Source organism: Terriglobales bacterium (assembly GCA_035487355.1).
Classification (GTDB): Bacteria; Acidobacteriota; Terriglobia; order Terriglobales; family Acidobacteriaceae; genus QIAW01.
On the sequence record DATHMF010000001.1, the window covers coordinates 1 to 8,505 of the forward strand.

6 protein-coding genes are annotated in these 8,505 nt (G+C 55.3%); all 6 read right to left on the reverse strand.

Going from position 1 to position 8,505, the window contains the following annotated elements:
- Positions 1 to 1,793 (reverse strand): plastocyanin/azurin family copper-binding protein (locus VK738_00005; protein HTD21014.1); only part of this gene is annotated, 1,793 nt, incomplete at its 3' end.
- Between the two features lie 338 nt (positions 1,794 to 2,131).
- Positions 2,132 to 3,529 carry a DUF1501 domain-containing protein gene (locus VK738_00010; protein ID HTD21015.1) on the reverse strand — a complete coding sequence of 466 codons (1,398 nt, stop codon included), beginning with the start codon at positions 3,527 to 3,529 and terminating at the stop codon, positions 2,132 to 2,134.
- A gap of 87 nt (positions 3,530 to 3,616) precedes the next feature.
- Entirely contained in the window at positions 3,617 to 6,031 is a 2,415-nt protein-coding gene (locus tag VK738_00015) for a DUF1800 family protein (GenBank protein HTD21016.1), read from the reverse strand.
- Positions 6,032 to 6,350: 319 nt separating this feature from the next.
- Positions 6,351 to 6,626, reverse strand: a complete 276-nt coding sequence (locus VK738_00020) for a hypothetical protein (protein ID HTD21017.1) — start codon at positions 6,624 to 6,626, stop codon at positions 6,351 to 6,353.
- 188 nt (positions 6,627 to 6,814) lie between these two features.
- Positions 6,815 to 7,231, reverse strand: coding sequence for a secondary thiamine-phosphate synthase enzyme YjbQ (locus VK738_00025; GenBank protein HTD21018.1), 417 nt, complete (start codon positions 7,229 to 7,231; stop codon positions 6,815 to 6,817).
- A 151-nt stretch (positions 7,232 to 7,382) separates the two neighbouring features.
- Positions 7,383 to 7,658, reverse strand: a complete 276-nt coding sequence (locus VK738_00030; GenBank protein ID HTD21019.1) for a hypothetical protein — start codon at positions 7,656 to 7,658, stop codon at positions 7,383 to 7,385.
- Positions 7,659 to 8,505 lie beyond the last annotated feature (847 nt).

Sequence of the window (8,505 nt, forward strand, 5' to 3'; positions counted from 1 at the left end):
TGCCAAACTGCGGCGCTGTAAGTGCTTCCACTGTTGTTCACGGTTGCGGATATGGCAAGGTTCGGGTCGCCTACGTTAATCAACGCAGCGTTAGTGACTGAATTCACCGCTGCCAGGCTTGACGTAATGGTCGTACTGGTGCCTGGAGTAGTGATATTGAGCTGGGTCAGAGCGACGTTGTGAGAGATGGGTGTGCCGTTGATGGTGACGTCGGCATTAATGGTAATGCCTGCATAGCTGCTGGCAGTCGCTCCGTTGGCGGCAAAGATCACGCCAAAGCTGGTTGGCTGTCCCTTCACGTTGACGAACGTAGGAGGCGAAAAAATACAGGAAACCCCGGTGGGCAGACTTCCGCAGCTCGGGGTTACCGTCCCCGCAAGGTTCGTGGGCGTAAGCAGAACCGTTACAGGCTGCGAGAAAGAGTTGTTCACCATGTTGACGGTTGCAGGCGACGGCGTACCTAAAGAAAAATCGGGAGCGGGGACGTTTAAAGTCAGAGACTGGGTCTGCATGGCCGAAGTGCCTCCCGAATTCCCAGTTGCCGTAACCGTGAGAGTAGGACTCTGCACAGGTGTGTTGAAGGGTACAGATGCAGTGACAGAGGGACTCGACGGAAGGCTACTGACGATCGCCGGCGAAAAGCTGCACGCCCCACCCGGAGGCAATCCTGCGGTGCAGGCCAGAGCAACCGAGCCGGTAAAGTTTGCGCTGCCGGTAAAGTGCGTGGTGGCAGCGTTGGAAATGTTTCCCGCACCAATCGTGATTGTGCCGGGGGTGAACGCAGCAAACTGCACCACTTGCAATGTGAGCGGTTGCGTCTTGGTGACGCCGCCGGCATTGGTATCTGAAAATGCATCCAGCAGCACGTTGTAATCCTGGGCGGGAGTCGCGGCGGGGACATTAATAATGGAGACGCTGACGGTGATAGGCACGCTTGCTGTGGGACTATACGGTCCAGGTGGCGCGAAGTTGCACGAGGCACCCCCCATGGAACCTCCAGGAAGCGTGTTGGGCTCGCACGCCAAGGTCACGAGGTCGGGCAGGCTTCCAACGGCTGTCAGGGTCACTGTGGTTGAGGAAGAGGTTGAAGTGGAAGCAGGCTGGGAAAACGCCGTAACCGACGAGGGCGACGGGGCCGCGATGCCGAAATCAACCACGTCAAAATTCAGATTGGGGAAGGAATGCGTAAGCCCACCGCCAGTGCCCTGCGCAGCGAAGCTGTAATGACCTGGGGTATTGGCGCCAGCGGTAATGGTGAAGGAGAAGCCTGGCGGTGCGCTCGCTGGAGATGGCGAACATGGCGATGGAAGCGCAGTGGCCCCAGGCTGGCAACTCAAAGAGATCGGATTGTTGAATCCGCTGGTGGCGACAACGTTGCCGTCAAACATGGTCTCCTGGCTGGGAAAGATGGGGCCGCCAACGTTGCCGCCAGTGGGATCGGAGATGGAAACTGTAAAATCGGAGGTGACGATCACGGTTCCCGTCATCTCAGATCCGTGAGGTATGCAGTAGTAGGTGAAGGTCCCGGCGGTGTTGAAGGTGTAGGAAAATGAGCCCTCGAATTGCACGGGCGAACCCCAGATCCCATCGGGCGAGCAGATGCCGCCCGGACAACTGCCAGAAGTCGTGGAATGGGTGCCCCCAGTCGTGCCTCCGATCCAATCCCATTCAACCGTATCGCCTACGTTGATGGTCGTAATCGCGGGGTTGATGGTATTGCTCTCGATATCCTTAAAAAAAATTTCGCCAACCTGTACGTGCTTGGTGGCCGCAGTGGCGGAGGATGCCGACACACACAGGACTGCCGACACGAAAAGCAGCTTTCTCAACCCCAGAGACAAACCCATAACCTCAATGCTAAGGATGCCTGCATAAATTAATGTCCTACTTACAAAAGGCCGGGGCTAAAAGCCCCAAAACTCTACAAACCTTTACCCCCGGCTAAAGCCGGGGGCTCCCACCGTGCGCCGCAAAGCGGCGCAATTTAGGACATTATTAATATTAATGCAGGACTCAATAATGCCCGCTTTTTGAATGCTCGTAACCATACGGCCGAAGGCCGTGCTCTCTTCAAAACGATATGAGGTAGAGTCAGATCCTCTCGCGTGTAAGCGGCTTTTGCTTCTGTTTTCTATCCCATGAACCCCAGCTTTATGGTGGGCTGAAAGTTAACCAAGTCGGGAAAGACATAGGAGGTCAGGTCGGAATCCGAGACGCCAAACCACGACGCCAGGGTAGCGGCGTACTGGTCGGCGGAGTTGGTGGGAATCCAACGGCCGCGGGCCGATGACCCCGCATTGTTGACATCATTGGGTCCCCCCAGAGCAAGAGTCGGGTAAGTGCCATACATGTCGGCGCCGTGCACGGCGCCACCGATCACGATCTGGTGGCTTCCCCAGGCATGATCGCTGCCCGCGCCGGAGCTGGGCTGCAGGGTGCGGCCAAACTCGGAGAGGGTGAAGTTAGTGACCTGCTGATCTACGCCCATTTCGACCGTGGCATTGTAAAACGCGCCCATGGCGGCGCTAAGCTGGGCGAGAAGCGTGCCCTGGTCGCCAAGCTGGTGGTTATGGGTGTCAAAGCCGCCCATGGAGCAAAAGAAAATCTGCCGGTTGCTGGAGAGGGCCCCGCGCACCTGGATAATCTGCGCCACCTGCTTGAGCTGGCCGCCAATTCCAGTGTTGGGGAAGACGGTCTGCAAAGGCGTGCCCGTGGCCAGCGCCGTGGCCAAAGCGTTACTGTCGGCGAAGGCAAAGCCGGTGATGCTGCTGGCGGCCTGCACCAGCGAAACGCCACTATCTAACGTGAGCAAATTCTGCATGGTGGTATTGCGATTGTTATCCAAACCATTAAACGCCGAGCTCTGGCCGGGGTTAACGGCTGCCGGCCGGGTGGCGAGGCCGGTGGCAAATATGTTGGCGCCGGCGACCGAGACAATCATAGGAATCTTAGCCCCCGGGTTAAGGCCCTGGGTTTTGTCGGCGGCACGGCCGGCCCATCCGCTCTTGCCGCTGCTGTTGGGGGCGGAGGTCTGCCACTGATTTTGTTGGTCCGAGTGGGAGAAGAGAGCGGAGGGAAGGGCCACGGTGCGGTTCTGGTAGTGGGTCTTGTCCGTCGGCTGAACCAGGGTACCCACGTTGGCGACCAAAGCGGCTTTACCACCGTTGAAGAGGGCCTGCACGCCTGGCATTTGAGGATGCAAGGCAAATGCCGAGTAAGGCTGCGGGTTGACGCCGGGGTTGATGGGCAGCAAGCTATTTTGCGGGAGCCCCAGTTGCCCGTTATTAAGGGTGCTGTCGCCTCGCGCCGCCAGATATGCGCTGTAACCTGCGGTATCGAAGGGAATCACGGTATTGTTTCCATCGTTGCCCCCGAAGAGGAAGATGCAAACCAGCGCCTTGTATGTCGGCCCCTGAGCGTAGGCGTTGACCAGGCCGAAGCGCCCCATGCCGGTGGCTAAAGCGGCGGCGCCGGCAGAGCAGCAGCTCAGGCGAATGAAATCTCTTCTTGAAAGTGACGAACGCGACATGATTTTGACTCCTCAGATTTTTCTTGTGTTCTCTTCTTCTCTTCTATCTTCCCCACTCTATCTTTACCCCTAATCTTTACCTACTTCTTAGTGCTGCACCTGATATTGCGATGACGATAGAATCAGGTAAACCGCTGTCTGTACCCGAGTGAGCGCCTGCGACGCAGGATAGAAAGAGACTGCGCTGATAATGGCACCACGCATTCCCCCCGAGGGAGTCGTGGACATCTGGCCATGCATGAGCCGCAAGTTGAGCGCATCTACCAGCCCGGCGGGATTACTTCCCGCCAGTGACGTATAACTATTCAGCGTGTTCTGTACCGACGACTGCAACGAACCAAAGACGACCGAGCTAATAAAATTGGCACGGGTGACAGCGGTACTGGGGGTTTCAAGGGCAAATTCGGGCCCGAAGATCCCCTGCTGGACCGGATTGAAGTAATTTTGCGGAATAACATAATCCGGCGGGAAGAAGTTGAAGACAGTGGGCGAGGTGAGAATGTTCTGCCCCATATTGTTGCCCGTGTTGGTAAGTGAGCTGCCGTTATGTGTGGAATTCAACGCGCGCAGTACAGAAGTCATAAAGAGGACCGGCTCGCGCAAATGCCCCTCATTTGGATTGGTCTGGGTAGGAAATACCTGAAAGTCTCCAGCCCTGGCTTCGGGATCCGTCAGGATTGCCTTAAACACCGCCTGCAGGTTACCGCGTGTCCCGGTTCCATCGTTGTTAAATACATTCACTACATCTTGCACGTAGGTCGTTGATGGATTGCTCTTCACCAGATGCTCAATGAGCTGCTTGCACACGAACGGGCCTATGGTCGAGTCGTTGAAGATATTGTCCATCGCAGCACTGAGATCCAGTTGTGCGGTTTGACCTGCCGGGAGCGTCACTCCATTCAACAGCAGCTTGGTGTTGGTGGTGTCGTGGTTCGAGGTAAAGTTTTCCATCGGACTTCCGTAGGGTGGAAGACCGTAGTACGCCGAGTTGTGCCTTTGCAGGACCTGGCCCGGCTGGGTGGGAAATGTCCAACCGGTGAATACGTGCGCGAAACCCTGCACTACGCTCTCGTCATACGTAGGAATAGGGTTATTGCTGATATCAAGTTGTTGTGTGCCGTCCGCGTTGAGCTGGTAGAGTCCGATGGTGAAGAGCTGCAACAGCTCGCGGGCGTAGTTCTCGTTGGGATTCATACCTGTTGCGGGCTTGTCGTTGTTGACCATGTCGAGATAGACACCCATGGCCGGACTCAGAGTGACATCCGTCATCAGGCTCTTGTAGTTCCCGAAGGCATCGCGTTCCATCACGTTTTGCCAGGGCACAAAGGCATTCGGGTCGCCAACTTTATTGGACGAGATGACCACGATCTGCTCCAGGGCAAAGGCGGCGCGCATGCGTAACTGGTCTGGGGCCTGCAGCGCGTTGAAGTAGAAGCGGTTCTGTAACGTAGGAATGTCGGGAGCAGCAAGGTACTGTGAATTCAACTGGGACATGCCGAACTGCTCGGTCAGCCAGGCATTGAAGCCGATGCTCTGCAAGTGGGCGACGTCAGCGGGTGAAGGACCGAAGGTGGCCTGCTCCAGGAAGCGTCCAGCTTCATTGGCGGTCATGACGCTAATGGGGACGTTAACCGGGGCTAAGGGGTTTAAAGTCACCGTAATGGTGCCGGTATTTGCGGCATGCGAGCCGGCAATGCCGATACCTGTGAGCAATCCTGTGTTGATACCGATCGCTGCGATGTTGGTTGAATCACTTGAATTCCAGGTAGCATTATTGGTTTCGTTGCGGTCACCATCAGTCCAATGTCCGGTGGCGGTGAGCTGCAGCGTTGTATTCGCTCCCATGAATATCGGCGATGGCGAGACGGTAACCGACTGCAGCACCGCAGCAGTTACTGTGAGGGGAAGAAGGTTACTGTTGACGGTAGTCGCTCCGACCGTCAAGGAAGCCTGGATATTGGTGGGACCTCCAACCGTCATGCCCTTGGCGAGACCCGCTGCATTGACGGGAGCTACCGCAGCAATTGAGGAATTCCAGACCGCTACGGCGGTTACATCGACAGGGCTACCCCCAATAGTGGCGGTCGCTGTGTATTGCTCCGTCAATCCTTTTGCGATCGAACTATCCGGAGAGTTAATGGCAAGGGCGGTCAGTGTTCCCGTCGGCACCGCCTCAACGACAGTCGTGGCAACGGTGAAGGGACCGCTCACCGCGGTAATCGTCACACTGCCAGGAGCAACAGCGGTCACCACGCCTGTGGACTGGCCGACTGTAGCGATACTCGGATTCGAGGAATACCACCTGGCGGAAACGGGAATGGCACGATTAGGCGCGTGCAGGAAAATACGCTTGGCAGTCAACGTTGTCGTGCTGCCACCGACCTGTACCGCCATGGTTGGCGATGTGATCTGCAGAGATCCGAGCCCGTGTTGGGCCCAACCTAATCCAGTAACGACAATCAGGATTGCTAACAGACGCGGTGTTGACCTTGCAGTTCGCATGTACGCACGTCTCCAATTCTTTAAAGGTCTATTGAATATTGCGAGCACCGAAACTTCAGGGGAGAAAAGAATTGTAATACGACAAGTCGATTTTGCAAGTGTTACGAAGGTGCAGCCGGTAAAAGTGGCGAAAAACACACAGAGCCATCATTTGGGACAAGTGCAGATAGGTACTAATGTTGACAAGTATCTGAGAGCGGACAAGCGTGAAATCCCCACCCAATAGGCGCACCCCCTCACGCCCGGCAGCTTTCCTTTTTGACAGAGCCTCTTTTGACAGACTCGGGGCTTATTGCCAGACCCGAGCCGCCAGCTTTCGTTAGTTCCTTTTGAGAGGATCGCTTTTCAGTTGGACCTTAGCTTTCTCCAGAAGATGGTGGGTTGCAGCCTTGGCCGGATAGAGTTCGCTCTCCAGGTCTTCACATTGCCGAAGAAACATCTCACGGAATTTTGGGTTGGCATCTTTCAGGATTTGCCGCAACGCATCCAGGTTTGTAGTTGCCTGCTGGACGGATTTGTAGAGCTTCTGGCAAAGACCAAGCATCGCAGCATTGTTTTCTTTGATTTCTCGACGATTAGTGGCATTGGTTTTCATTATCGCCCCGAGCATGACTAAGATTTACCTGTCCACAGTCCTGCTGCAAATCTGCTTACAAGTATTCGGCCAGGGTTCGGAGCCGAATCCTTCTTTCTTACAGTATTTTACACTGGGGCTTGTTGCCGCGCTGCAAGTATCAACATCCCCTCATCAAAAACCCAAGAGCACCCATGGCACGCCGTTCTTCAATCGCCAACCACTGTAATTACGACCGTGCGCTGGCGTCCACGCACATCGCATTCAAGATGGAATATCTGCTGCCATGTACCCAGCACCGGTTTGCCGTTTGCAATGGGCACAGTCAGCGACGGTCCTAATAGCGTTGCTTGCAGATGGGAGTGGCCGTTGCCGTCATGCCACGCTTGTTCGTGGCCGTAGCTGCGACTCGGTGGGATAAGTTTGTCCAAGATCTCCGGCAGGTCGCGCTGCAATCCAGGCTCGAACTCGATTGCGCCGACGGCTGCCGTACTGCCGATGTTGAAAACGTTTACGGTGCCCGTGCGGATACCTGAATTGGTCACAACAGCGACGACATCTTCGGTGAGGTCGTGCATGTGGCCGTGACCGGTAGTATGAATTGAAATCTGCTTTTGATGAGTCATAATTTGCTGCCTCTTCTTGTCTCCCCACCCCGGCTGCGGCGCTGGAGCGTAGCAGTAACGAGATACCGTAAGACTAAAAGGTATAGCCAACAAAGTCATTCCGATTACTTAATTGCCGGGTGATTGTAATGGATGAGCAAGTACGACGGTCTCACCGAGGAAGCGAGAATTCAACCCCGTGCTCAGCATTGGCGGCTTGCGTGGCGGGGACGTCCAGATCGGAAAGCAGTATCTTTCTGGCTTGGCGCTCGTTGAACACCCAAAGAGTCTTTCCGGTGATGGCGTAGTTCTGTACCTCACTGCGCTGGCCATCGCGGAACACCAGAACAGTAGCTGGCACCTCGAGCTGTGCGCTGGATCGCGGCGCGGGCTTAACCTGGCTTGGGGTCGAGGGCGTCTGCTGGCGCGGACTCTGCTCCTCTCTCATTTGCTGTACTTCGGCCCGCAATGCTTCAACTTCCTGAACTAGTTGGTCATTCTGACCATAACTGGCAGGAGCTGGGGTTTGCACCACCACAACCATAGGACTAGAGGGGTACGACTGCTGGGAATACTGCGGAGCAGAAGGATAATATCCCGAATAGTATCCCGAGTATAGATAAGGATAGAAGAGAGCCGGACTGACAAAACGTCTACGACAGCCGAAACAAGAATTGTTTAAAAAGACACGGAAGCGAGGATTATGGCCGAATGCGACCGACCCAAACCTTCTGCCGTCAAAACCCCTATCTTCAAAACCTCCGCCGCCAAAGCGCTGTCTGAAACCAAAGGAAGCCCCTGAAGGCATAGAAGTGAAAACTGGGCGGGAGCCTGATGGGACTATAACTCTTGGGCCGGAGGAAACCATTTGGCCTCGGAAGGCGGAACCGCCGAAGCGCATGCCTCCACGAAACTGCGCTCCCAGGTGTGGGGGGAGAACCGCAGCCGCCCCTAAAACCGCAATGACGAACAGGCGGTGCATAAGCAAAGTCTAGCAGAATTCCGGTATCGTGGATGGAACAGGATTAAAGATATTTCTTACCATCGCGGACCATAGTAGAGCTCTTGATTGGCCAGCATTTTGGGCTATTTGTGAAATTAAACTGCGCACCACCCGTTCTGACTCATTGACAGCCGCAATATCCCACTGATAGAAGAAACGAATGCCGGCATCACTCTCCAGAAGCCAAAATCCTATTGCAATCCTCACAACTCTCTTGCTATCAGCGCTGATGCTGTGTCTCACAGCCTGCAATCAAAATAAGAGTGCTTCGACCACAGATTCCCAACAGGCA

Coding starts and splice junctions, on each gene's coding strand:
- VK738_00010 (HTD21015.1), bottom strand. CDS start 3,529: ATGTCGCGTTCGTCACTTTCAAGAAGAGATTTCATTCGCCTGAGCTGC.
- VK738_00015 (HTD21016.1), bottom strand. CDS start 6,031: ATGCGAACTGCAAGGTCAACACCGCGTCTGTTAGCAATCCTGATTGTC.
- VK738_00020 (HTD21017.1), bottom strand. CDS start 6,626: ATGAAAACCAATGCCACTAATCGTCGAGAAATCAAAGAAAACAATGCT.
- VK738_00025 (HTD21018.1), bottom strand. CDS start 7,231: ATGACTCATCAAAAGCAGATTTCAATTCATACTACCGGTCACGGCCAC.
- VK738_00030 (HTD21019.1), bottom strand. CDS start 7,658: ATGAGAGAGGAGCAGAGTCCGCGCCAGCAGACGCCCTCGACCCCAAGC.